Annotated in this window: 22 protein-coding genes, 1 tRNA gene and 2 pseudogenes; 20 read left to right on the top strand and 5 right to left on the bottom strand. The window is 36.4% G+C overall.

Features of this window, described 5'->3' with window-relative positions:
• Nucleotide 1 precedes the first annotated feature (1 nt).
• The 10 genes from HCJ50_RS09035 (at nt 2) to namA (ending at nt 11,268) form a co-directional block, all read left to right on the top strand.
• Complete coding sequence (locus tag HCJ50_RS09035) at nt 2-499, top strand: acyltransferase (protein ID WP_185345641.1); 498 nt, start codon at nt 2-4, stop codon at nt 497-499.
• 315 nt (nt 500-814) lie between these two features.
• Complete coding sequence (locus HCJ50_RS09030; protein WP_185345639.1) at nt 815-2,290, top strand: tetratricopeptide repeat protein; 1,476 nt, start codon at nt 815-817, stop codon at nt 2,288-2,290.
• 77 nt (nt 2,291-2,367) lie between these two features.
• Nucleotides 2,368-3,327: a thioredoxin-disulfide reductase gene (gene trxB, locus HCJ50_RS09025; protein WP_185398470.1), complete on the top strand. Its 960-nt coding sequence runs from the start codon at nt 2,368-2,370 to the stop codon at nt 3,325-3,327.
• Nucleotides 3,328-3,446: 119 nt separating this feature from the next.
• On the top strand, nt 3,447-4,433 hold the full coding sequence (gene galE, locus HCJ50_RS09020) for a UDP-glucose 4-epimerase GalE (protein ID WP_185345637.1): 987 nt from the start codon (nt 3,447-3,449) through the stop codon (nt 4,431-4,433).
• A 15-nt stretch (nt 4,434-4,448) separates the two neighbouring features.
• Nucleotides 4,449-5,519, top strand: coding sequence for an aldose epimerase family protein (locus tag HCJ50_RS09015; protein WP_185345635.1), 1,071 nt, complete (start codon nt 4,449-4,451; stop codon nt 5,517-5,519).
• 45 nt (nt 5,520-5,564) lie between these two features.
• Nucleotides 5,565-7,295, top strand: a complete 1,731-nt coding sequence (locus tag HCJ50_RS09010) for a phospho-sugar mutase (RefSeq protein WP_185345633.1) — start codon at nt 5,565-5,567, stop codon at nt 7,293-7,295.
• A gap of 106 nt (nt 7,296-7,401) precedes the next feature.
• Nucleotides 7,402-8,277 (top strand): RNase adapter RapZ, encoded by an 876-nt coding sequence (gene rapZ / locus HCJ50_RS09005; RefSeq protein ID WP_185345631.1) that lies wholly within the window; start codon nt 7,402-7,404, stop codon nt 8,275-8,277.
• 1 nt (nt 8,278) lies between these two features.
• Nucleotides 8,279-9,247 carry a YvcK family protein gene (locus tag HCJ50_RS09000; RefSeq protein WP_185345629.1) on the top strand — a complete coding sequence of 323 codons (969 nt, stop codon included), beginning with the start codon at nt 8,279-8,281 and terminating at the stop codon, nt 9,245-9,247.
• Between the two features lie 7 nt (nt 9,248-9,254).
• The gene (whiA, locus tag HCJ50_RS08995) at nt 9,255-10,226 is read left to right on the top strand and encodes a DNA-binding protein WhiA (RefSeq protein WP_185345627.1); all 972 of its coding nucleotides are present in this window, start codon (nt 9,255-9,257) and stop codon (nt 10,224-10,226) included.
• Between the two features lie 25 nt (nt 10,227-10,251).
• Complete coding sequence (namA, locus tag HCJ50_RS08990) at nt 10,252-11,268, top strand: NADPH dehydrogenase NamA (protein ID WP_185345625.1); 1,017 nt, start codon at nt 10,252-10,254, stop codon at nt 11,266-11,268.
• Between the two features lie 95 nt (nt 11,269-11,363).
• Here the strand turns inward: namA and HCJ50_RS08985 are convergent, their stop codons facing one another.
• Nucleotides 11,364-12,407, bottom strand: a complete 1,044-nt coding sequence (locus HCJ50_RS08985) for an internalin N-terminal domain-containing protein (RefSeq protein WP_376698828.1) — start codon at nt 12,405-12,407, stop codon at nt 11,364-11,366.
• A gap of 243 nt (nt 12,408-12,650) precedes the next feature.
• Here HCJ50_RS08985 and HCJ50_RS08980 point away from each other — a divergent pair.
• Nucleotides 12,651-14,018, top strand: a pseudogene (locus HCJ50_RS08980) (amino acid permease); the annotation flags it as partial.
• Between the two features lie 48 nt (nt 14,019-14,066).
• Here the strand turns inward: HCJ50_RS08980 and clpP are convergent.
• Nucleotides 14,067-14,663 carry an ATP-dependent Clp endopeptidase proteolytic subunit ClpP gene (clpP, locus tag HCJ50_RS08975; RefSeq protein WP_014093683.1) on the bottom strand — a complete coding sequence of 199 codons (597 nt, stop codon included), beginning with the start codon at nt 14,661-14,663 and terminating at the stop codon, nt 14,067-14,069.
• A gap of 327 nt (nt 14,664-14,990) precedes the next feature.
• Here clpP and HCJ50_RS08970 point away from each other — a divergent pair.
• The 5 genes and pseudogenes from HCJ50_RS08970 (at nt 14,991) to HCJ50_RS16090 (ending at nt 17,212) form a co-directional block, all read left to right on the top strand.
• A tRNA-Arg gene (locus tag HCJ50_RS08970) sits at nt 14,991-15,062 on the top strand.
• A 222-nt stretch (nt 15,063-15,284) separates the two neighbouring features.
• Complete coding sequence (locus HCJ50_RS08965; RefSeq protein ID WP_260444380.1) at nt 15,285-15,488, top strand: hypothetical protein; 204 nt, start codon at nt 15,285-15,287, stop codon at nt 15,486-15,488.
• A 90-nt stretch (nt 15,489-15,578) separates the two neighbouring features.
• Nucleotides 15,579-15,944, top strand: coding sequence for a hypothetical protein (locus HCJ50_RS08960; protein ID WP_185345621.1), 366 nt, complete (start codon nt 15,579-15,581; stop codon nt 15,942-15,944).
• 128 nt (nt 15,945-16,072) lie between these two features.
• Nucleotides 16,073-16,399: pseudogene (locus HCJ50_RS16095) on the top strand (LapB repeat-containing protein); the annotation flags it as partial.
• Between the two features lie 246 nt (nt 16,400-16,645).
• Nucleotides 16,646-17,212, top strand: coding sequence for a LapB repeat-containing protein (locus tag HCJ50_RS16090; RefSeq protein WP_376698854.1), 567 nt, complete (start codon nt 16,646-16,648; stop codon nt 17,210-17,212).
• Nucleotides 17,213-17,272: 60 nt separating this feature from the next.
• Here the strand turns inward: HCJ50_RS16090 and HCJ50_RS08950 are convergent, their stop codons facing one another.
• Together HCJ50_RS08950 and HCJ50_RS08945 are read right to left on the bottom strand one after the other, a co-directional pair.
• Nucleotides 17,273-17,608: a DUF898 family protein gene (locus tag HCJ50_RS08950; protein ID WP_185345619.1), complete on the bottom strand. Its 336-nt coding sequence runs from the start codon at nt 17,606-17,608 to the stop codon at nt 17,273-17,275.
• A gap of 423 nt (nt 17,609-18,031) precedes the next feature.
• Nucleotides 18,032-18,460 (bottom strand): DUF1433 domain-containing protein, encoded by a 429-nt coding sequence (locus HCJ50_RS08945; protein ID WP_185345617.1) that lies wholly within the window; start codon nt 18,458-18,460, stop codon nt 18,032-18,034.
• 140 nt (nt 18,461-18,600) lie between these two features.
• Here HCJ50_RS08945 and HCJ50_RS08940 point away from each other — a divergent pair, with 140 nt between their 5' ends.
• From HCJ50_RS08940 to HCJ50_RS08930, 3 genes are all read left to right on the top strand, one after another.
• Complete coding sequence (locus HCJ50_RS08940; protein ID WP_185398471.1) at nt 18,601-19,830, top strand: lipase; 1,230 nt, start codon at nt 18,601-18,603, stop codon at nt 19,828-19,830.
• Nucleotides 19,831-19,841: 11 nt separating this feature from the next.
• A complete protein-coding gene (locus HCJ50_RS08935; RefSeq protein WP_185395779.1) occupies nt 19,842-20,252 on the top strand; it encodes a hypothetical protein in 411 nt (136 codons plus the stop codon).
• Nucleotides 20,253-20,952: 700 nt separating this feature from the next.
• On the top strand, nt 20,953-22,083 hold the full coding sequence (locus HCJ50_RS08930) for a rolling circle replication-associated protein (RefSeq protein ID WP_185395778.1): 1,131 nt from the start codon (nt 20,953-20,955) through the stop codon (nt 22,081-22,083).
• A gap of 7 nt (nt 22,084-22,090) precedes the next feature.
• Here HCJ50_RS08930 and HCJ50_RS08925 read toward each other — a convergent pair whose 3' ends face one another.
• Complete coding sequence (locus HCJ50_RS08925; protein ID WP_149067782.1) at nt 22,091-22,522, bottom strand: DUF1433 domain-containing protein; 432 nt, start codon at nt 22,520-22,522, stop codon at nt 22,091-22,093.
• Between the two features lie 149 nt (nt 22,523-22,671).
• Here HCJ50_RS08925 and HCJ50_RS08920 point away from each other — a divergent pair, with 149 nt between their 5' ends.
• Nucleotides 22,672-23,913 carry an alpha/beta hydrolase family protein gene (locus HCJ50_RS08920; protein WP_185398472.1) on the top strand — a complete coding sequence of 414 codons (1,242 nt, stop codon included), beginning with the start codon at nt 22,672-22,674 and terminating at the stop codon, nt 23,911-23,913.
• Nucleotides 23,914-24,001 lie beyond the last annotated feature (88 nt).

Here is a 24,001-nt window from a genome sequence, read left to right as displayed (position 1 = left end):
TTTGAGACGGTTAGAGAAACTAAAAGCTCCTGATAAAAAAGTCAATACGCTATTTCAAGTATACAAAACGGTTTCCTTTTTTAGAGCGGTAAAAAACACAATGGTTATTGAGTTTGGTCGTTTTTTTCCGTGGATGGGAGGCAAACGACGAATTTATCGCGCGTGCTTAGGAATGAAAATTGGTGAAAAGACAGCAATTGCATATAAAGTAATGCCAGATTTATTTTTTCCTGAGAAGATTTCTATTGGAGCGAATTCGATTATTGGCTATCAAACAACTATTTTAACGCATGAATATTTGATTGCTGAATATTGTATTGGTGAAGTAGTTATTGGGGAAAATGTGATGATTGGCGCGAATGTAACTATTCTGCCAGGTGTTACAATTGGAGACGGAGCAGTTGTTGGTGCAGGAGCTGTCGTTTCAAAAGATATACCAGCAGAAAGTTTTGCATATGGGAATCCTTTAATAATCAAAGAACAAACTATCCCAAAATAAAGGTGATAGTAAATTAGCCTTTTAATATGTCTAATGAAAGCTTATCCATGATGTTTATTCTGACTTCATGGGTAAGTTCTTTTTATTTTCCTTCACTTTAAAATGGTAAATGATAGTTGCGCTTAAAGGAATTTAATTAATGTTAAAAAGAAAAATTACTTAATTATCGGGTCATAAAATAATGCGGATTATATGAGTGGAATTCTTTAACTTGTTGTTTGAAGAAGCTGCTACAATTAAGTCTTTTTTTGTCGCCCAAAGTAATAAATTCTGTGTTATACTCATTAGGATAAGGAAATTGTTGGGGGTGGAAAAATGGACGAAAACAAAAAAATATCTGCGAAAATCTATCCATTTTATCCGAATGGGCAATTTTATTTTGAGCGTGGTGTAGAAGCATTTCGCGATCAACGCATTAAAGAAGCTATTCGCTACTTGATACGTGCTTCAGAACTTGAGCCGGGAGAGTCAGTAATTATTTGTCAACTCGCGATTTGTTATACAGAAATAGGACAATTCCATAAATCTAATCAATTAATTAGAGATATTCTAGAAAATCGTAATGGGAATATGGATTATTGCTACTATTTTATTGCTAATAATTTTGCTTATATGAAAGATTATAGACGTGCGCTCCAATATGCGAACCGCTATTTAGAAATGTCTCCAGAAGGTGATTATGCGGAAGAAGCTCGTGATTTAATTGAGGTCTTACTTGAAGAAACTCCTTTTGGTGAAACATTAGAAAATGGTTTTTCAAAGTTAGAACAAGAATTTTATGCTTATAAAAAAGAAATTAATCGTCATTTGGCAGAAGAGGATAGCGCCTCAGCATGTGATATTTTAAAAAAAGTAATTGATGAAAAGCCAAATTTTTGGCCGGCTTATAATCAACTAGCGTCACTTTATTTTGAACAATTGAAAGAAGAGGAAGGTGTCAAAGTTTTAAGTGATTTGCTTGAAAGAAACCCTGGAAATCTTTTAGGGCTTTGTGATTTCTTTGTATATCATTTCTATAAAGGCCATAGAGAAGTCGCTGATGCACTTTATGCTGATTTGCGTGACGTATTACCAGTTCTTTCGCATCATAAAGAAAAACTTGGACTGATTCATGCGATGATGGGCAATTACAAAGAAGCAGACGATTTACTTGAACAAGTGGCTGATTTGGAAGTTAATGAACGCAGCAAATATTACTATTATCGTGCCAAAGCGGCTTACTATATAGGTGAAGTGGAAGATGCAAAGCTTTTTTGGCATTCTTTTTTAGAGTGCGATTTATATGAGGATGTTAGATTTCCCTGGGAAAAAGAAATCGATTTAACAAATGATACGCGCTATATATTAGAGATGCTTCAATCGGAGGATGAGTTAACACATCTATTGGGTGTTTATGCACTAACTGTTTCTAGTAACCGTCCAGAATTAATGTTATTTCACCCATTGCTTGATATGAGTAAATGGTCATATATGGAGCATTTAATTTTTACCGATTTTGATTATTTTCCAGATGGTGATGTAGAGCAAAATTGTTTTTTAATTACGAAGGCAATGAACACACTTCGAGAAAATGGTGTTTTGTTTAATAAGGAAAATCTGTCTTTATATAGTACAGTGTTTTCATTAGTTTTACACGATAGACGAAATGAGTTAATTCTTGGATGTTACACTATTCAAATTGTTGCTACTGCCATTGCGTATGTATTTTTACCAGAATTAAAACTTACCATGACAGACGAGCTAAATTACCATAAGTGTGCAAAAGAGATACAGCAAATTCTGAGCAGATAAATAGACCTTTTTGCTATTCCGTATTAGGATTAATTTAGGCTAACTATAGTGCGAACATAAATGAGGAGGGCGAAATGATGGCTAGTGAAGAAAAAATTTATGATGTGATAATTATTGGTGCGGGACCAGCTGGGATGACAGCAGCTCTTTATACTTCCCGTGCAGATTTAGATACTTTAATAATTGAACGTGGTGTACCAGGCGGACAAATGGTAAATACTGCTGAGGTAGAAAACTATCCAGGATTTGATAGCATCTTAGGACCAGATTTGTCTAATAAAATGCTTAGCGGTGCAAAACAATTTGGCGCTGAGTATGCATATGGTGATATTAAAGAAGTCATTGATGGCAAAGAATTTAAAACAGTAACAGCTGGTTCGAAAACATATAAGGCTCGTGCGATTATTATTGCTACAGGCGCTGAGCATCGAAAACTTGGCTCAGCAGGTGAAGAAGAGCTTAGTGGACGCGGTGTATCCTACTGTGCGGTCTGTGATGGAGCCTTCTTTAAAGGACGAGAGCTAATTGTTGTTGGTGGTGGCGATTCTGCTGTAGAAGAAGGAACTTACTTGACTCGCTATGCCAATAAAGTAACTATTATTCATCGTCGTGATAAACTACGCGCGCAACAAATTTTACAAGATCGAGCTTTTAAAAATGAAAAAGTAGATTTTATTTGGAATAGTACGGTAGAAGAAATTATTGGTGATGGGAAGAAAGTCACTGGAGCTAAACTTGTATCAACAGTGGACGGTTCTGAATCGATTATGCCAGTGGATGGTATCTTTATCTATGTTGGACTTGTACCATTAACAAAAGCGTTCTTGAATCTAGGTATTACAGATGATGAAGGCTATATTATAACAGATGAAGAAATGCGTACAAATCTTCCAGGTATTTTCGCAGCAGGAGATGTTCGTGTTAAAAGTTTACGCCAAATCGTGACTGCAACTGGTGACGGCGGACTTGCTGGACAAAATGTACAAAAATATGTGGAAGAACTAAAAGAAGAATTAGAAACAGAAGCGGCAAAATAAAGTATTGATATGGAAAATGGGTCTAAGGTTATTAATCTTAGACCCATTTTTGCGTGACTAGATAGACTAGAGTAGTGTAGAATAGAATGAAAAGAATCAAGTTAGGAGAGATAAACAAAATGAGTATAGTTGTTCTTGGAGGAGCCGGATATATTGGTTCTCATGCAGTAGATGAGTTAATTAATAGAGGTTATAAAGTAGTAGTCATTGATAATTTAAGAACGGGGCATAAGGAGTCGATTCATAAAGAAGCCATTTTTTATGAGGGGGATATTCGTGATAAAGCATTTTTGCAAACCGTTTTTGAACGTGAGGAAGTGGAGGGTGTAATTCATTTCGCTGCTAGTTCGCTTGTTGGTGAATCAATGGAAGAGCCCTTGCCCTATTTAAATAATAATGTATATGGAACACAAATTTTGTTGGAAGTGATGGAAGCGTTTAAAGTGAAGCATATTGTCTTTTCTTCTAGCGCAGCAACATACGGAGAGCCTGAGAAGGTGCCAATTACAGAAGATATGTTAACAAATCCTGAAAGCACCTATGGAGAAACAAAATTAATAATGGAAAAAATGATGAAGTGGTGCGATAAAGCCTATGGAATGAAATATGTTGCGTTGCGTTATTTTAACGTTGCAGGAGCAAAAGCAGATGGCTCTATTGGCGAAGACCATCAACCAGAGTCGCACCTTGTACCAATTATTTTACAAGTAGCGCTTGGTCAAAGAGAAAAATTAGCTATTTACGGAGATGATTATAATACTCCAGATGGTACATGTATCCGTGATTATGTTCATGTGGAAGATTTAATTGATGCGCATATTCGAGCAATGGAATATTTGAAAAACGGCGGCGAAAGTAATATTTTCAATTTAGGCAGTAGTAACGGTTTTTCAGTGAAAGAAATGTTAGATGCGGCTCGTATAGTTACTGGAAAAGAAATTCCTGCTGAAGTGGTAACAAGACGAGCGGGAGATCCGGGAACACTAATTGCTTCCAGTGAAAAGGCGCGAGATATACTTGGTTGGACACCCATATATACAGATGTGAAAGATATTATCGCAACAGCATGGAAATGGCATGTATCACACCCAAATGGCTATAAATAAAATAGAAGAAAGAACGTGATTCTCATCGAAGTAATAAAACAGCATTTTGGCGAATTTAAAGGCGAAACAGTTTGGCAGTGGACATTAACAAATGACCATGGAATGAAAATGAGTGTGTTAAATTTTGGAGCAATAGTTACCTCGATAGAAACGGCGGATAAATTTGGTAAGTTTGCGAATATTAGCCTTGGTTTTTCAAGCATAGATGATTATCTGGCTTTCTCCCCTTATTTTGGTGCAGTGGTTGGTCCTGTTGCAGGGCGAATTACAAAAGGACAATTTGAATTAGAGGGGGAGCAATTTCAGCTATCCATAAATGATGGTAATAATTCTCTTCATGGTGGAAAAGCAAACTTTAGTAAAAGAATGTGGGATGTTGCTATTGAAGAACAACCAGATCAAATTATTATGAAGTTTCAATATCAGTGGCCAGACGGAGAAAATGGCTATCCTGGAAAAATAGAAACAAAAATGAGCTATATATTAAATAATAAAAATGAATGGCTGATTGATTATGAGGCAGAGACGGAGAAACCAACTATTTATAATCCATCTAACCATATTTATTTTAATTTAACTGGAGATAATGGTTCCACTGTTTTAGAACATCAGCTTAAGGTTAATAGTGAGCAATATGTGCCTTTAGATGGTGAAACGCTCCCGATAGGAGAAATTTGGTCAGTAAAAGATTCGGTTTTTGATTTACGGGAAGAAACTAAAATTGCTGAGATAGTTAGTAGTTCAGATGAGCAAATAAAAATAGTCGGAGCAGGTCTAGATCATGCTTTTATTTTAAAACATGAAAAGGAACAGCCAGATGCAATCTTAGTAGATCCTAAATCAGGTAGATGTGTGGAAATGGAAACGACCTCAGATGCGGTGGTAATTTATACAGCAAATAATTTGGCGAGTAAATTTAACATTGCTGGAGTACCTGTTCCCAAATATGCAGGAATAACGATGGAAACGCAAGGCTTGGTAGATGCAATTAATCAACCGGATTTTGGAGATATTGTGCTTAGACCTGGTGAGAAATTTGTTTCAAGAACTACTTTCCGTTTTACAGTGGATGGACGAGATAAATAGAACCTGTTAAAATCAAAGAAACGAGTATGCTGAGGAGTGTGACCAATGAACTGGCAAAATGAATATCAAAATTGGACTAAAAATAAAATGTTAGATGAGTCCTTAAAGGCTCAATTAGATAAAATAGCTACTGATGAAAAAGAATTAGAAGATAGTTTTTACCGAGATATGGAATTTGGTACAGCGGGAATGCGCGGAGTACTTGGTGCAGGGATAAATCGGATGAATATTTATACAATCCGAAAAGCTTCATTTGGTTTAGCTCAGTTTGTAGCTGAAAACGGAGAAGAAGCAAAAAAACGCGGAATAGTAATAGCTTATGATCCGCGTCATATGTCACGTGAATTTGCTTTTGAGTCAGCTGCCGTATTAGGAGAACATGGTGTTAAAAGTTATGTTTTTGAGGCACTTCGCCCAACTCCAGAGCTTTCATTTGCTGTTCGTTATTTAAATGCTTTCGGGGGAATTGTTATCACAGCTAGCCATAATCCGCCTGAATACAATGGTTACAAAATATATGGAGAAGATGGCGGACAAATGCCACCAAATGGCGCAAAAGCAGTGACTGAATACATAGAGTCTGTCAAAGATATTTTTTCTGTCAAAGTAGCAGATCAAGACGAACTAATGAAACAGAGTTTACTAGAAGTGATTAGTGAAAAAGTGGATTGTCCTTATTTGGAAAGGTTAAAGGAAGTCATCGTCAATAAAGAACTAGTTCGTGCAAATGGAAGGGATTTAAAAATTGTTTTTACGCCGCTTCATGGTACTGGTGGGATTTTAGGTGTTCCTGCGCTTGAAAGTGTTGGATTTACTAATATTATTAAAGTAGCTGAGCAATTTGTAAATGACCCGGACTTTGGTACAGTGAAATCGCCAAATCCTGAAAATCGCGAGGCATTCTTACTTGCCATTGAATATGGTAAAAAGAACGGTGGAGATATTTTAGTAGGAACAGACCCGGATGCTGACCGATTAGGGGTAGCTGTGCGTAATCATGCAGGAGACTACGAAATTTTATCTGGCAATCAAATTGGTGCGATTATTTTACATTACTTATTAAAACAAAAGAAAGCTCAAAATGAATTGCCGGAAAATGCTGCGGTATTGAAATCAATTGTAACGAGTAATCTTGGAACAGAAATTGCTAAACATTATGGTGTTGAAATGATCGAAGTACTAACAGGATTTAAATTTATTGCTGAACAGATTAAACAATTTGAACTTACTGGCAAACATACTTTTGAGTTTGGTTATGAAGAAAGTAATGGCTATATGGTGAAGTCGTTTACTCGAGATAAAGATGCTATCCAAGCTGTTTTAGCAATTTCAGAGGTGGCGCTTGTTTGTAAAACAGAAGGTCGCACGCTATTAGACGAATTAGACCAAATTTATGCGGAGTTTGGTTATTATAAAGAAGATCTTGTGTCGTTAACTTTAAGTGGAAAAGATGGTTCCAAGCGTATTAAAGAAATCACAAGTGGTTTTAGAGAACAACTTCCAACAAGTATGGGTGGCTATAAAATCGAACGCGCAGAGGATTATTTAAGAAGTGAAACAACGTGGATTGCTTCTGGTGAAACAGCAACAATTAAGCTACCAACTGCAGATGTCATAAAATGCTATTTAGAAGATGGTTCCTGGTTTGGTTTACGCCCATCTGGGACAGAGCCGAAAATCAAGTTTTACTTTAGCATTTGCGGAGAAAACGAGGAAGAAAGTACAACCAAACTAGAAAAAATTAAGACGGATTTGCTTGCCTATATTGAGGCTTAAAAATAAAATCCCGGAAATGCTCTTTGGAGACTTTTCCGGGATTTTCTAGTAAGAAGTGTGCTAAAATGGTAGGTAGATATATTTTGTGCGAAAGGATGAGGCATTTATGGCTTCTAAACAATTAAAATTAGTAATTATTACTGGGATGTCTGGAGCAGGTAAAACAGTTGCAATGCAGTCCTTAGAAGATCTCGGTTATTTTTGTGTAGATAATTTGCCGCCAAGTTTACTTCCGAAATTTTGGGAGCTAATGAAAGAAAGCGATAAAATGGATAAAATCGCGCTAGTAATGGACCTACGCGGAAGAGAGTTTTTCGATTCCATTGAACCAGCGCTTGATGAATTAGATAATACCAATTTTATTACAACGAAAATTCTCTTTCTAGAAGCGGATGATAAGGTGCTTGTTTCGCGTTATAAAGAAACACGTCGGCACCACCCACTAGAGCCAAATGGTTCTGTACTGGATGGAATTAATGCGGAACGTGAACTGCTTAGCGATTTAAAAGGACGGTCTCAATTAGTAATTAATACTTCCAATATGGCTCCACGAGAGTTGCGCGAACGAATTAATAATGAATTTCAAACAGAAGATAAAGATGTTTTCAATGTGCAACTAATGTCTTTCGGTTTTAAATATGGTATTCCAATTGATGCAGATTTAGTATTTGATGTACGGTTTTTACCGAATCCACATTATATTGACAAAATGCGCCCGCTTACTGGCTTAGATGAAGATGTCTATGAATATGTGATGAAATGGCCAGAAACACAAACCTTTTTAGATAAATTAATAGACTTATTAATGTTTACACTTCCGTTTTATAAAAGAGAAGGTAAAACACAACTTGTGATTGCAATCGGATGTACTGGAGGGCAACATCGTTCAGTCGCTTTAACAGAGTTTGTCGGAAGAGCTATTCAGCAAAAATATGAAACAACGATCTCACATCGAGATATGAAACGTAGAAAGGATCGTTAATATGAGAAACGAAATGAAACCGAAAGTAGTCGTTATAGGCGGCGGCACAGGTCTTCCAGTAGTTTTAAAAGGATTAAAGCGAAAAGACATTCATCTGACAGCAATTGTTACAGTAGCAGATGATGGTGGAAGTTCTGGTAAGATTCGTGAGCAAATGGATGTGTTACCACCAGGAGATATTCGGAATGTTATGCTTGCTTTGTCCAATGTTGATCCGCGTGTAGTAGATTTGTTTCAGTACCGTTTTGCTGTTGATGGCGATCTTTCTGGACATGTTATTGGCAATCTGATTTTAACGGCTTTATCGCAATTGAATGATAGTTATGTGGATGCAATTAATGTTCTTGCCACCGTGCTAAAAATCCGTGGAAAAGTTATTCCGGCGACAGATCAGCCGTTAATTTTGAGCGCAGAGATGGAAGATGGTTCGATTGTTCATGGTGAATCTCTTATCCCTTTACAAGGAAAACATATTAATCGCGTATTTATTGAACCTGAAAATGTGAAACCATATCCAACAGCAGTTGCGGCTGTAAAAGAAGCAGACTTAATTGTTATTGGTCCGGGAAGCTTATATACTAGTATTTTGCCTAATTTATTATTAACAGAATTAACAAATGAAATCATAGCAAGTAAAGCGCCAAAAGTCTATATTACCAATATTTTAACGCAAATTGGAGAGACCGACTTCTTTTCAGATGCAGACCATATTAAAGTTATTCACGAACATGTTGGTAAATCTTTTATTGATAAAACGTTGATCAATACCACGGCAGTACCGAAAGAATTGCTATTTCCGGAAGATGTTACTCAAGTAGAACATAATGCGAAAGAAATGGAGAATCTTGGAGTAGAAGCCATTTATCAAGATTTTCTTTCGACAGAAGATGGACTTGTACGTCATGCTGCTGATAAGGTGGCAGATGCACTTTTAGCAATATTATCTAATAAAAAAATGGAAAAGGAGTGAGTCAGCCATGTCATTTGCATCGGAGACAAAGAAAGAATTAACCCATATGGACGTAAGTGATAGCGATGCAAAAGTGGAACTCGCAGCTTTTATTCGAATGAATGGTGCAATCTCGTTTTCTAATCAATTAGTCATAATGGATGTTCAAACGGAAAATGCCGCTATTGCTAGACGAATGTACCAATTATTAAAAGATTTATATGAAGTTCCAATTGAGCTTCTTGTTCGTCGGAAAATGAAACTCAAAAAAAATAATGTCTATATTGTACGATTAAAGTCTGGGACACGAGGGATTCTGGAAGATTTACGGATTCTCGAACCACCAATGACGTTTACCAAATCAATTGATAGGGGATTTGTTAAGAAAAGAAGTGCCAAACGTGCTTATTTGCGTGGTGCATTTTTAGCAAGTGGCTCTGTTAATAATCCAGAAACTTCTTCCTATCATTTAGAAATTTTTTCGGTTTATGAGGAACATAACGAAGCAATATGCGCATTGTTGAATCAATTCGACCTTAATGCGCGAACACTTGAACGGAAAAATGGTTATATTACTTATTTGAAAGAAGCGGAAAAAATCACGGAGTTTTTAAGTATTATTGGAGCGACGAGTGCCCTACTCCATTTTGAAGATGTTCGGATTATGCGCGATATGCGAAATTCTGTGAATCGGCTAGTAAATTGTGAAACCGCCAATTTAAATAAAACTATTAATGCAGCTGTTCGACAAATTGATAATATTAAATATATTCAAGCGACAGTTGGTTTAGAAGCTTTACCCGAACGTTTGCGTGAAATCGCGGCACTACGGATCGCCAATGAGGATGTAACGTTAAAAGAATTAGGTGAAATGTTAACAACAGGTCAAGTAAGTAAATCTGGAATTAACCACCGTCTTCGTAAACTTGATCAAATTGCCGAACGTTTAAGAAGCGGAGAATCTCCTTCTCAAGTAGGTTTAAAAGTTAGTAATAGTTAAATAAAAGAAAAGGATGCGAATTAGAATGTCAAAATTATTTTCAGAATATAAGTTAAAAGATGTAACATTAAAAAACAGAGTAGTTATGTCACCAATGTGTATGTATTCAGTAGAAAATAAAGACGGAATCGCAACAGATTTTCATTTTGCTCACTATGTTTCTAGAGCTGCTGGTGGAACGGGACTTGTGATTTTAGAAGCTACGGCAGTGCAGGAAGTAGGGCGGATTTCAGAGTTTGATTTAGGTTTATGGAATGATGAACAAGTACCAGCTTTAAAACGAATAGTAGATGGATTACATTATCACGGCGCAAAAGCAGGAATTCAGCTGGCACACGCTGGTAGAAAAGCCGTTTTGCCAGGTGAAATCGTAGCGCCATCAGCTATTGCCTATGATGAAAAATCAACCAAACCAACTGAGCTAACAAAAGAAGCAATTAAAGAAGTAGTTGCAGATTTTAAACGCGCGGCATACAGAGCGAAAGAAGCTGGTTTTGATGTCATTGAAATTCATGCAGCTCATGGCTATTTAATTCATCAATTCTTATCACCGATTACTAATCGACGTGAAGATAATTACGGCGGTCCAGCTGGTAATCGCTATAAAATTTTAAGTGACATTATTAAAGCAGTTAAAGAAGTGTGGGACGGACCAATTATTGTGCGAGTTTCAGCAACAGACTATGCTCATGGTGGTTTGCAATTAGAGGATTATATTCCTTTTGCTAAATGGATGAAAGCAGATGGAGTAGAGCTAATTGATGTCAGTACTGGTGGACTCGTTAATGTAGCACCTCCAGTTTTCCCAGGTTATCAAGTACCATTTGCTGATGAAATTCGTCGTGGAGCAGGAATTGCCACTGGAGCACTTGGGTTAATTACACGCGGGGAACAAGCAGAAGAAATTTTATGTAATGAACGGGCGGATTTAATTATTGTTGGTCGTGAATTACTAAGAAACCCATACTTTGCGAAAGATGCGGCACAAGCATTAGGTGAAACAATCGAGGCACCGAAGCAATACTCTCGTGCATGGAAATAAATTAAAAGACCTGAAATCCCAAAGTGAAATTGTAGTGACCCCAAAAAGTCTAACTTTTTGGGGTCACTACAATTGGGACTTCAGGTCTTTATTTCTTAATTAATTGTAAGAACCCAGTCATAAATACAACCTTGTTCAGTAACTGGATAAGCCATATTAAATTGAACATTAAATTTATAGACTCCTGGGTTAAGCGTCGAGGTATCAAGTGTCATTGAATTTGTTGCTTCGTCTAATGTTACAGGGACAGAATATACATTATCAGTTACATATGCCCCAGAGACATTTGGATTTACTAACATACCAATAGATTTCATTTGGAAGTAAATTGGTAATTCAATAGTACAAGCTTCACCTTGATTGATAGTTTGGTCAGGGACTGTACCATTCTGATTATGAACAAAAATAGAATCAATTACATTACTTGGAAGTTCGTTTAGGTGATTATAATCTAAATTTAATCCTAAGTGAGTTAATGATGGTAGGTTAGTAAAATTAACGATTTTATCTGTTAGTTCATTATAGCTTAAATCCAAGGTTTCTAGTTCTGGTATATTTTGAAAATCAGGAATATCATCACTTGAAATGGACATCCGAGACATACTTAAATTTTTCAGCTTAGGCATCCCAGTAAAATCAGGAATTGGCCCAATTAACGTGCTGCCATTCATGGTAATTGCATACATTTCTGGATAGTTTTGATAATCTGGGAGTGATAAACTTCTGGAAATTCCAGATGGTGGTAATTGGTAAAATAAAGTAGCTAAGTGAGGAATGGTCATAATGTCCGGAAACTCGGTTAAACCTTCACCAAATTCCATTACACTAATGGAGGTAACGTTACTAAACATTGCTCGTTCCAATAACTTCATGGAGTCATTTGTGATTGTTTCTGTTTCAAATCCCAATCCGGTTAATGCGTCTAGATCAGCTTGATCAATAATATCATTAACAGAATCTTTATTTAGATTTTTGGCCATATCTTTTGCAAGCCCATCATCTGGAAAGACGTCAATAATTGGTGCGGGTAGTGGATATAAGTCAGAAGTTGCCTTTGCTTTTATATCTCCTCCTGAAACATTGAATAATAAAGTAATCAGTAATAAAGCGAAACTTAAACTAGTTAATATTTTTTTCATAGCATTCATCCCTTTCATTTGGTTGGCTAAAGCGTAACATGGAAAGGATTTAGAAAAAATTTTTACATCAAATATGAACTTTATTACTACATTTTTAAAAATTTAAATAACGTATTGCATGCTTTTTGTGCAAATTCATACAAATATGGTATATCTTTCAGTTTGTTTATGGTAGTATAAATAATGGTTTTCATATTAGCTTTAAAATACATATAGATAAATTAACTGAAAATTGGAATTTAAAAAAGGAGGAATTTTCATAATCCCGAAAAAGACAAACATCATTTGAACAAAACATTAGGTGCATTTGATTTAACCATGCTAGGTGTTGGAGCAGTGGTTGGTGGAGGTATCTTTATTCTCCCGGGAGAGGTTGCTTCTGTTATTGCAGGACCAGGAATTATTATCTCATTTATTATCGCAGGAATTGCTTGCTGTTTGGCGGCGCTTTGTTATTCGGAATTTGCTTCTAAATTGCCAGTTGCAGGAAGCGCGTATACATATAGTTACCATGTTTTTGGCGAAGGAATTGCCTGGATACTTGGTTGGTCACTTATTTTGGAATATGGGCTAGCGGTTGCCGCGATTGCAAGTGGTTGGTCATCATACATGAAAAGTTTACTAGCTGGATTTAATTTGCACATCCCGACAGTGATTTCATCAGCTTACGATCCAAAAGCAGGAACTTACTTTGATTTACTCGCATTTCTAGTTATTATGATTATTGGGATTTTACTTAGTTTTGGCATTCGTGAATCGACGCGAGTGAATAATATTATGGTTTTAGTAAAAATTGCTGTAGTCGTATTATTTATTATCGTTGGTGCGTTTTATGTTAAACCAGACAATTGGACACCGTTCTTGCCATTTGGAGTACAAGGTGTTATTACTGGAGCTTCAACAGTGTTTTTTGCTTATATTGGTTTTGATGCTGTTTCAAGTGCCGCCGAAGAAGTGAAAAATCCGCAGAAAAATATGCCAATTGGAATTATTTCATCACTCGCTGTTTGTACACTACTATATATTTTACTTTCAGCAGTTTTAACAGGCGTTGTCCCTTATACTGACTTAGTTGGTGTGAGTGCACCAGTGGCTTTTGCTCTTCAAGCTATTAATCAAAACTGGATTGCTGGACTTTTATCGGTGGGGGCGATTGTTGGAATGACTACTGTTGTACTTGTAATGTCATACGGCGGAACTCGTTTGTTGTTTGCAATGGGACGTGATGGGTTACTTCCAAAATCCTTCTCAAAAATCAGTAAAAATGATACACCAGTTCGAAACACAATGATTTTTGCTACAGTGATGGGGTTAATTGCTTCTGTAGTACCAATGGCTGATTTAGCACAATTAATTAATATTGGTACATTGTTTGCTTTTGCAATGGTTTCTATCGGAATTTTCTTCTTACGTCGGAACCCAGAACTAAACAAAAAAGGCTTTAAGACACCTTTGTACCCTGTAGTACCAGCGCTTTCATTTTTACTTTGTGTGTACTTAATGCTTAATTTATCAAAAACAACTTGGATTGCTTTTGGGATTTGGTTTGTGTTAGGAATTATTGTATATATATTCTATGGGAGAAAACACTCAGCTATTCGTTTGAAATAAGTGCATAAAAAAGGATGTTGCAAGTTAATGCAGCATCCTTTTTTCGTATCAACCTTTTAAACCAGCTTTGTTAACGATAATATCATCAATTAAGCCATAATCTTTTGCTTCTTGTGCAGTCATGAAGTTATCACGATCTGTATCACGAGCAATTACTTCATATGGTTGGCCAGTTTTTTCAGCCATAATAGTATTCATACGTTCTTTAATTTTTAAAATATGACGAGCAGCAATCTCAATTTCTGTTGCTTGGCCTTGTGCACCGCCAAGTGGTTGGTGAATCATAATTTCAGCATTTGGCAAGGCGAAACGTTTACCATTTGCACCTGCTGTAAGTAAGAATGAACCCATAGAAGCTGCCATTCCCATACCGATTGTTTGTACATCAGCTTTAACGAAATTCATTGTATCATAAATTGCCATCCCTGCTGAAATGCTTCCTCCTGGAGAATTGATATAAAGGAAAATATCTTTTTCAGGATCTTGTGCATCTAAAAATAATAACTGGGAAACGATAGAGTTAGCAACGTTATCATCAATTGCAGAGCCTAACATAATAATTCTGTCTTTTAATAAACGAGAATAAATGTCATATGCGCGTTCACCGCGGCTAGTTTGTTCAATTACTGTTGGAATTAAGTTCATATCAAGATTCCTCCTGTTAAATGTGAATTAAAATTAACTTTGTATCTATCATACACTAATGGTCAAATTAGGTCAAATAATAAAGTTCGAACCCAGAAATAAAGTGGGATTTAACTAAAAAAACGGAAAACTGTATAAAGTGAAACGGTTTAAAAGATTAAAGAACAACGAATTATGTAAACTAAACTGTTTATAGATAGTTGGAAGAACAATAATTGGCAAGTTAATAGGCACATAAGCTGTTTTAGCTCAAAATAAAGCTTGTAAAACCTTCTTTTTTTCGCTATAATTACTATTCGTACGATAATAATATTATGTGTACATAAAGCCCTCGTGGTGCAACGGATAGCACGTAAGATTCCGGTTCTTAAAATGGGGGTTCGATTCCCTCCGAGGGCAGTTTTTCAATTAAAAAAACATTTTATTAATGGCGTTAAAGATAGCTATACCAAAGCGTTCGGCCGTTTATAAAATGTTTTTTATTTTGTTCTATTTTCCTTTTTTTACCCTGTTTTTACATTTTTTAATATAGTAAGTTCCCGGTTGAATTGTTCCGATGTTCTTTTTTCATTTAGTGTTCTAATTTTAGAACTGACATGATTAATGAAAGTGATAATACCAATGCTTGTCGGATTTTTGATAATAACTCTGATTGCACATGTATCCGCAGCAGAGGAAAAGGTTGGAACATCTCCAATTCTTACGCAAAGTGAGGTTGAAAATAGTGTGCAATGTAGTAGTGAAGCATTATCGACTGAATTTATAGTTAAAGATAAAAATATCCCAAATAGTCAAGAAAGACCACTTTTAAAAAGTGCTAGCTAATACACAGGGACAACTACAAAATATACAAGTACTGCTTCAAGTACATACGTTCAAAGCCGTAATAAATAAAATGAAAAGAGAGACAATGGAATGAAGAAAAAGTGGTTAATATTATTAATTGGGACAATAGTTATTGGTACTTCAGTATTCGGAATAAAATGGCTACTATATAGAGATAATCTTGTAGGGATGGTACAAGTTGATGGGCTTCTATATATAGTGACGAATGAACCAGCAAAAAATGAAGATAGTTTGGGGAAATTTGGGGAGGTAGAGCAGAAAATAAAAAGATATCAAATACCAGATAAAGATTTTACCTCTAACTCATTAAATGAAGGCGTAGAACTTTATCAAGCCAAAAACGGAGACGCTTACCCTAGAATTATTTTGTATAAAGAAGAGGGGGAATACTACATTGCCTCGGAAGCTGTGGAACAACCTAATCAGCAGCAATAGTAGCATTTAGTATTAACAAACTAGCGAGTTATCCAACATAAGAGGTATGATTTGTAGCAAGTAAACTCTAAATGGCTATAAACCAAGTGTGTATTAATCCTCTGTTAGCATAACGGAAAACGAACGTCACAGAAGCTAAATTCCTCAGTGATATTCAGGCAACAGTGAATGATGAATTAGATGGAAATATCCAGGTTACCAGTGACTTCGCTGAAAAAGTTAATCAAAACAAAGTTGGTATCTATCCAGTGAAACTTGACGCAGTAGACACCTATGGGAATAAAGCAAATCCTGTTACCATCTATGTGCAAATTGAAAATAAGATAGCACCAACATTAGAAAAAATAAAAGATCAAACAATAGAGGCAACGGATAAACTATCTGAGTTGTCGGCGATTTTCGGGATAGAAGCAAATGATTATATGACGGGCGAATCCTTAACAATCACCTACACTCCAGACCAATCTATCCAAGGTAACGTTCCAGGAACATACCCAATAAAAGTCAGCACGAAAGACACTGCGGGTAATACAACAGAGAGCAATGTTGTACTCACGATTATTGATACAACAGCACCAACGTTTACAGCAAAACAATCAAGTAAAAAAATAGAAATTAATACAGTAGCGCCAAATTGGTTGACGTTCTTTGGCATCCAAGCAATTGATATTGTAGATGGTGATGATACTAAACAAGTCAAAGTGGATGCGAGCGAAGTGAAACTAGCTCAACTAGGCGAATACCATGTTTACTTTACAGTAACGGATCAAACAGGAAATGTAGCAAATCAATTTATCACAACGGTCCAAGTGGTTGATACGACACCTCCAACATTGTTGGTAACAAAGGACAAGATTAGTTACCCGAAAGGAAAAAATGTATCAGAAAACCAATTTCTACAAGATGTCGGTGCAAGTGCAACTGACAATAACGGCATTGTATCAATCACTACCAACTTTGCCAAAGTAGTTAACTGGAATCAGGCAGGCGTATATCAAGTAACTATCACTGCAACTGATTCATCCGGAAATGTGACGAAAAATGTGATTCAAGTTACAGTAAAAGATAGCGACACAGCAATTATCATCAAACCTAAAAATGAATCCAATAACCAAAGAAAAGGCGGCAGCAAAAACGTTTCTTCTAAAAATAAGAAAAACACGCCAGAAACAGGAGATACATGGAATACTGAATTACTTCTAACTGGCAGCCTACTTCTCTTAGCTGGTATTTGGTTGTTCCGCAGAAAGAACACAAAAACAAAATAAAATAAAAAAAGTGGAGATAGTTAGTGATAGAAAAAAATCACCAAACATCTCCGCTTTTTCTTATTTAAATACTGTATTTTTAACTTTCCAATCTTCCAATTTAATAAATACCCAGAAGCTATAAATACCTATCGTAATAATGCTTAATAATAACCACTTAATCCAATGACCGAAAAGCCCAACTGCTGATCCTCGAAATTCTAAACGTCTACCTTCAATAACAGTATGATTTATTTTCCAACCATAGATCATACATAAAGCCCATGGATAACAAATACCAATTGTCACAATCGTTATAATAACTCCTAGTATTGTCCAACCTATAAATTGCAGTAATCCTCCGTCAAAAAATGATGTTCTCCCGTTTCGTGTTTCTAACATAGTTTGTTCTCCCATTTTGCCCCAACTTCCTAGTTATATTTTGATAGCCATAAAAACGATTATACTATATTAATATAGCCGTAATAGCTACACTATTTATTTTAGCATAATGACAATAATAAGTAGACCATCAATTGATCATATAACAACAAATATTTAAAAGTAATGCTACAATTTAAAAAATCCATTTTACAAATAGTCCGACTTTTGGGAGCTAACAGTTTTTATTTAAAAAAATAGGGGCGTGAGGTAGGATGGGGGTAAGGATAAAAAGTGACGGGTTTTAATTACTTATTGTGAAATGTAAATACTCCTGGAACATGGCTCATTGCCTTTTCACGCAACGGATTAAACCAGATAGAAACAATTATGTTCGTTTGGAGCAAATTGAGGAATTGCAACAAAAAAACAAGGAACTAGTGCAAAATTAGTTTCTTGTTAGAGTGGGTGTTGGTTATTTTGAAGGATAGAAGATTCTAGAGATTTCAGGTCACTCATAATTTCTTGAACAGAACGTGTTTTTAACGAAGATTCTTCTGTATTAGATTCTTTTTCTTTCTTCTTTTTGGCTTTTTCTTCGGCTTCAATATCGGAAACATTTTTTCCTTTTATATCTGCATTGGGTTTTTCGAGTTTGTAAATTTCTTCTGCGACATTGACAACTTCAACTCCGTTTTTTCCATCCATAGCAGCATCAATCCAAAGTTTTTTATTATCATTGATGTATCCTTCAATATGTGTGATTCCTGTTGGATTTGTGTAAGTACCTGTTAATGTTATGCTGTCTATATTATTAAAATTATAAGCGAAAAATTTTTCAATACGTGGTTTTTGTTCAGTCATTAATTCTTTTTCTTGATGTTTCATGTATAAGTACCCTCCTAAAATGATACATAGTATAATAAGTGGTATGATTGATATGATGATGAATTTCTTTTTTCTTTTCATGTAGTAAACTCCCGTCTTTTGTTTCATACAAGATAAGTATAACATACGAGGTGATGAAAATGGCAGAATTTACAGATGAACAATATTTTGGGTTATCAGACCAGGTTTATAAAAATAATAATTTAAAGGTTGGAAAGACTATTCAATTAACCGATTATTCAAAGTGGAAAGTAATTAATTCGGTTGATAAACAAGGAAGTGGCTTACAAGCCATCGCCGTTGTACCAGCAAAAGAGTACAAAAAAGGAAAAACATCTTATGATGACGCTATTTTTGTGGCACGAGGTTCGGAACCCAATACGAAGCAATTTATGAAGGATTGGATTCACACGGATGTCGGGAAACTGGGTATTGGACAGAAACCAGAAACGGATAGAAAGTTAAAAAAAGCTGTAGGACAACCGTCTCAAACAGTGGCTGATTTTGCTAAAAAATGGTCGTTACCGGGAAAAGGAATTGCTCAATTACCAGCTTGGTACAGCAATACAGACAACCAATTTTATGATTATCAAGTGTTTGTGAATCAGACGTTAAAGGATTATCAGATTCCCAATTATACGTTTACAGGGCATAGTTTAGGTGGTGCTTTATCGCAATATATGGGCGTACAAAAAAAGAAAAAAACGGTGACATATGCAGCAGCTAATCCGTTTCGCTTATTGACGAAGGAACAACAAGAAGCAGTGGAAAATGGGGATTTCGATACCCTTATTACAGATTATCGTCATCGTTTAGATCCAGTAGGAAAGATTGTTCCTGGAGGTATGGTGATAGGGAAACAATTTATTATGGATATGAATTCGGATGTGTCTTTAGGTTCGTACATTTTCATGGGACATTTAAAGGGAACGTTTGCCGGCATGTTTACTGCCAGTGGTTCAGCGAAATTAAAAGTGAATCCAGATATGGTCATTCAACAAGCTCGTCGATTAGATGATGTGTTAGCGATTATGCAACAAACCCAATATCGCATGCAAGATTTAGAGGAAGAAGTAGCGAAAAGGTCGCGAAAGCTTCGAGCAGATTTAGAGGATGATACGAGGGAAGGCGCTCGTTTTAGTGAATTAACGGTATGGGATGTGGATGAAGCGTTAACAGAGCGTGCGGTGAAATATCATGGTGGGGTTTATACCTTTCATGACCCAGCTAAATTTGAAGCTTTTTATGCTTTGAACGAACAACAAATGGGACGCTTACGTGGTTTTCAAGAGGGATTAATTCAAGCAGCAGCGTCCATACGAGAGAAAGATATTTCTTTAGGGGATTGGATAGCTCATAATCAGCCATAGGAGGTTTATGTATGTATCAAAGTACGTATCAACGAGGCATGGAAATGGCAACAGGCAGTCGTTCTGGTGAATTATTGTATCAAGCAAAACAATTAAGAGAACGGCTAGATAAAGGGGATTTAAGTGACAAAGAACGAAGCAATTTAGTGATGGCAGAAAGAGAGCTTATTCAGCAAGCGCAAAAAATTGATTTAAAGAAAGCCGTCAAAAAAGGGGCTAAAAAAATAGAGGATGTATTGGATGAAGAAATGGACCGTGTTCAAAAAAAGTATCCGACGGTACAAGAAGACCTGCAAGCAGTGCAAGTGACGTTAAAAGATGCCTTTGAATCAGCGACAGGAGATGCGGTATTTATGTGGCTACAAACGACTCGAACAGAAGCGATACAAGCGAGTAGAGAAGCATTGGAAGCTTCATGGTAAGCAAGTACAAGGGATAGAAACGGATTCAATAGGAAGTGTCCACGGTAAATGGCTGACTGAACGGAGAGAAGGAATTTAAGGAGTGGATACGAGCGTCTGATTTACACGCTAATGTTTGCCAATGTTGAACCATTGGCCGAGTTCCCGACGGCGAGGGGGTCTTGAAAAGGTTTTAGGTTTTCACTTGCCAAATGGAATGAATAGAGCTATGCTAAAAATAACTTCATAACGGACGCGAAAAAAGCCTATGAGTTGAACGCTCACAGACTTTTTATACCGTGTAAGAAAGAAACCACCTTTCTTACAGGCTTCGCATTAGTGCTTTGTTATCAAAATAAGAGTATCGGGAGTATCCGATATCCTTATCTTATAAACAAAGCGCTAATAAGTCAATCGGAAAGTAAACGAATTGATAGTGAAAACCTTGTAAGAACGGACGAAACCTCTTACAAGCGAGCTATCGAGGCGTTTACTTTTTTTGTTGAAAAAAATCGAAAAAGACCTCTGAAAACCATCAACCAGCGGAGACGGCACGCCGGGGAGCGCCCAGCGCTCCAACGGCAGTGACCGACGGGACGTCGGAGCTGGGCAAGGAGGAGCGTAGCGACGAGTTTCTTATTAACTTGATTTTAGTTAAACTTTACGAGAAAAAGAAAATAAATGGCAGAGCAGAGCCAATGAGGAAGGAGGTGCAAAGGGCATGGGAGTCAAAAAAATAGACGCTTTCATCAATAACGATGATCGAGTACGAGTAACGGAAATGAATGACATAATAGAGCTGCAGTTTATGAGTCATTGGAATCGAGAATGTCCGATAGTCAAATTGGATAAGTCTCGTTACTTGGTGAAATCGACGGGAGAAATTGGGGAATTTAATCAATCAATGACTCGAAAAGATAATTTAAACTCTTTGCGCCAATCTTTTAAACGGCTGTCTTACTTGATAAATGCCAACTTTACGGGAGCAAACAATGAATTATGGATAACGATGACATATAAAAAGAATATGACCGACAATAAACAAGCTTCTGCAGATTTTGACCGATTTTTGAAGCGATTTAAATATTTTTGTGAACAGACATATGGAAAGACAAGAGGACATATGGAATATGTGAAGGCGATAGAGCCACAAGAACGGGGTGCGTGGCATTTTCATTTATTAGTGAAATTCCCATTGATGAAAAAAGTATACATACCGAACAGTTTATATGCAGCAATTTGGGGTCATGGCATTGTGAATGTGAAACGTCCAGATAGAACGGATAACATAGGAGCCTATTTTACGAGCTATTTGACAAATTTAGAGGTAGAAGAAGGTTTAACTGTCGAAGAGGAAGAAGAACACGTGAGCGAGCTCCTACAGGCTCCTGGAGCACGTACCGTAGAAGTAACGAAGTCGGACGAATCCAAACGAGTGATAAAAGGGGGACGTCTGCACTTATATCCACGGGGCATGCAGTTGTACAACAAGTCGAAAGGAATTAAAATGCCTCTACGAAAAGATAGCAAATGGCGTAAAGCGGTGCGAAAATATGGCTTAAAACCCCAACATTTAGCGCTTCGCAAGTCGTTGTTGATAGAAGATGTGGAGAATGAATTTCAAAATGTGCTGATTATTGAACAGTATAATCGGAATGTGTGGAAAGAGGATTCGATACTGGCGAAAAGGCAGTTTTATTTGGAGCGCTTAGAAAAAGCCGAAAAAGAAGGGGCAGAAACATGGTATTTGGCATTTATGCGGTATGAATTAGACCAAATAGAAAACAAGTATGCCCGTTTAGAGGAAATAGAGGAATTGCAACAAAAAAACAAAGAACTAGTGCGTAATTAGTTCCTTGTCAGAGTGGATGTCGGTTATTTTGAAGGATGGAAGCTTCTAGAGACTGCAGGTCGCTCATAATTTCTTGAACAGAACGAGTGTTTAACGAAGATTCTTCTGTATTAGATTCTTTTTCTTTCTTCTTTTTGGCTTTTTCTTCGGCTTCAATTCCACTAACCGTTTTACCTTCGTATTTGAATTGTGGTTTAGAATATTTGTCATCAAATATTGTTGGGGTGTTAACGACTTCGACACCATTTATGCCATCTAAAGGAGCATCAATTTTTAGCTTTTCATTATTGTTTAAGTAGCCTTCAATATGTACTATACCCGTTGGATTTGTGTAGGTTTTTGTTAGTGTAATAGATTCTATATTGTTGTAGTTGTATTTTAGAAATTTTTCAATCCGTGGTTTTTGTTCCTGCATCAATTCTTTTTCTTGATGTTTCATGTATAAGTACCCTCCAAGTATAACAAATAGTAGTATAATCAGTATAATTATAATGATTTTTATTATCCGTTTTCTTTTTTTATTTTTCATGAAGTCAACTCCCGTTAATTATGCAATACAAGATAAATATAACATATGAGGTGATGAATTTGGCAACATTTACAGATGAGCAGTATTTTAGTTTAGCTGATGAAGTTTATAATAACGACACTTTGAAGCTGGGAAGCTTAATTAAGACAAAAGATGTTTCTGGTAAATATTCTAAATGGCGAGTGATTAACTCAGTTGACAAGCCAGGAAGTGGATTACAAGCTATCGCCGTTGTACCAGCAAAAGAATATAAAAAAGGAAAAATGACGTATGATGACGCTATTTTTGTGGCACGAGGTTCGGAACCCAATACGAAGCAATTTATGAAAGATTGGATTCATACGGATATTGGAAAATTGGGTATTGGTCAGAAACCAGAAGCAGATAGAAAGTTAAAAAAAGCTGTAGGAGAACCGTCTCAAACAGTAGCTGATTTTGCTAAAAAATGGTCGTTACCGGGAAAAGGAATGGCTCAATTACCAGCTTGGTACAGCAATACCGACAACCAATTTTATGATTATCAAGTGTTTGTGAATCAAACGTTAAAGGATTATCAGATTCCAAACTATACGTTTACGGGGCATAGTTTGGGTGGCGCTTTATCGCAATATATGGGTGTACAAAAAAAGAAAAAAACGGTGACGTATGCAGCAGCTAATCCGTTTCGCTTATTGACGAAGGAACAACAAGCAGCAGTGGAAAATGGAGATTTTGATAGCCTTATTACAGATTATCGTCATCGTCTAGACCCAGTAGGAAAAATTGTTCCTGGAGGTGTCGTGATAGGAAAACAATTTATTATGGATACGAATTCAGATGTACCTTTAGGTTCGTCTCTTTTCATGGGACATTTAAAAGGAACGTTTGCTGGAATGTTTACTGCTAATGGTTCAGCGAAATTAAAAGTGAATCCAGATATGGTTATTCAACAAGCAAGTCGATTGGATGATGTGTTAGCGATTATGCAACAGACTCAATATCGTATGCAAGATTTAGAAGAAGAAGTCATGAAAAGGTCTCGAAAGCTTCGAGCAGATTTAGAAGATGATACGAGTGAAGGCGCTCGTTTTAGTGAATTAACGGTATGGGATGTGGATGAAGCGTTAACAGAACGTGCGGTGAAGTATCATGAGGGTGTTTATACGTTTCATGACCCAGCTAAATTTGAAGCTTTTTATGCGTTAAATGAACAACAAATGAGACGTTTACGTGGTTTTCAAGAGGAATTAATTCAAGCGGCACAATCGATACGAGAGAAAGATATTTCTTTAGGGGATTGGATAGCTCATAATCAGCCATAGGAGGTTTATGTATGTATCAAAGTACGTATCAACGAGGCATGGAAATGGCAACAGGCAGTCGTTCTGGTGAATTATTGTATCAAGCAAA

Origin of the sequence: Listeria immobilis, from assembly GCF_014322765.1 — a bacterium.
Classification (GTDB): domain Bacteria; phylum Bacillota; class Bacilli; order Lactobacillales; family Listeriaceae; genus Listeria; species Listeria immobilis.
This window is presented reverse-complemented; position numbering and strand designations above follow the sequence as displayed.